At 73.4% G+C, this 1,212-nt stretch carries 1 protein-coding gene; it reads right to left on the bottom strand.

All coding sequences use genetic code 11. The features are described 5' to 3' along the window. Positions 1-45 precede the first annotated feature (45 nt). A partial coding sequence (locus G6023_RS13155; protein ID WP_182635929.1) for an MMPL family transporter occupies positions 46-1,212 on the bottom strand: 1,167 nt, incomplete at its 5' end.

The following is a 1,212-nucleotide window of genomic DNA, read 5'->3' as shown; positions in this document are numbered from 1 at the left end:
GGGACGGGCCGGGGCGGGAGCTGGTGCTGGTGCGGGAGGTGGTGCTCATGCGTGGATCTCCTCGGTCGTGGTGGGGCCGGCGCCGTGGTCGCCGGTGCGGCGGTCGGGGTCGTCGGACGCCGAGCCTGCGGTGGCGCCGCGGCGGGTCTGTCCTCGCGGGTCACCCGGCCACCACACCTTGTCCCCCACGAGGGTGAACAGGGCGGGCACGACCAGGGTGCGCACGACGAAGGTGTCGAGCAGGACACCGAGGGCGACGATCACGCCGACCTGGGTGAGCACGATCAGCGGAAGGACGCCGAGGACCACGAACACCGAGGCGAGCACGATGCCGGCGGAGGTGATGACGCCGCCCGTCAACGCGACGGCGCGGACCATCGCCTCCCTGGTGGCGTGGGTGGAGGCCTCCTGGCGGGCCCGGATGGTGAGGAAGATCGAGTAGTCCACGCCGAGGGCAACCAGGAACAGGAAGCTGTACAGCGGCACCGACACGTCCAGGCCGGGGAAGCCCAGGATCTGGGTGGTGACGAACGTGCCGAGCCCGAGAGCGGCGAGCGACGAGAGCACGGTCGCCGCCATGACCAGCAGGGGCGCGACGACCGACCGCAGGACCAGAACCAGGACGACGAACACCACGAGCAGGATGAGCGGCGCGATCAGGGTGAGGTCACGCAGGTTGCCCTGGGACGTGTCGACGGCCTCGGCCACCGACCCGCCCACCAGCGCCTCGGCACCGGGGACCGTGTCGACGGCCTCGCGGAGCGCGATCACGCTGTCCTCCGACCGGTCGGTCGCGGGCGCGGCGTCGAGGACCACGGTGACGCGGCTCCATCCCGTTCCGGACTCGCCGGCCGGGCGGGCGGACACGACACCCTCCACATCCCGGACCGCCTCGGTGATCTTTCCCTCGGTGCCGGTGCGGGTGAGCACGGTGACCGGGTCGGTGACGCCGGCCGGGAAGTGCTCGGCGGCGGTCTCCAGCCCGGCGGCCGCCTCGGAGGGGGTGCGGAACTGCTCGGTCTGGCTCAGGCCGATACGGGTGCCGAGCAGGCCGAGCGACAGCACGGCGAGGAGCAGGACGCAGGAGACGAGGACCGTCACGGGGCGCTTGACCACGCGCGCGGCGACGCGGCCCCAGACGCCCGGGGGGGCGTCCTCGTCGAAGTCCCGCGGGGTCTCGGGGGCACCGTCGTCGGCGTGCGTGCCGGCGGG

The organism is Dietzia sp. DQ11-71 (genome assembly GCF_014144995.1).
GTDB classification, from domain to species: domain Bacteria; phylum Actinomycetota; class Actinomycetes; order Mycobacteriales; family Mycobacteriaceae; genus Dietzia; species Dietzia kunjamensis.
This window is presented reverse-complemented; position numbering and strand designations above follow the sequence as displayed.